This is a genomic window from Pseudomonas hunanensis, from assembly GCF_013393325.1.
In the GTDB taxonomy this organism is placed as follows: domain Bacteria; phylum Pseudomonadota; class Gammaproteobacteria; order Pseudomonadales; family Pseudomonadaceae; genus Aquipseudomonas; species Aquipseudomonas putida_P.
Genome location: NZ_QJRC01000041.1, coordinates 1 through 265, shown reverse-complemented (window position 1 = coordinate 265; position 265 = coordinate 1). Strand labels below are relative to the sequence as shown.

General features: G+C 61.9%; 1 protein-coding gene. It reads right to left on the bottom strand.

Going from position 1 to position 265, the window contains the following annotated elements:
• Nucleotides 1-265, bottom strand: a 265-nt coding sequence (locus DM807_RS00675; protein ID WP_179026940.1) for an immunoglobulin-like domain-containing protein, incomplete at both ends; no start/stop codon positions are given.

Below are 265 nucleotides of genomic sequence, written 5' to 3'. Positions count from 1 at the left end.
CGGTCACTTTGACCGAAGCATCACCACCCAACTGCAGGTTCTCGAAGGTAGCGCCCGTGGCGTCCACCGCCGACTTGATGCCCAGGCTGATTTCGCCAGCGTCTTGGTAGACGTCGTCACCTTGTGCCGCGTGCTCGTATGGTGCGCTGGTCTCGCCCGCCTTGATGGTGACCTGGGCATTGTTGCTCAGGGTCACGACCAGGTCGTGATCCAGCGGCTGATTGACGTGCACGGTGAAGGTCGGCTTCACGTTCTCGGCGACCGA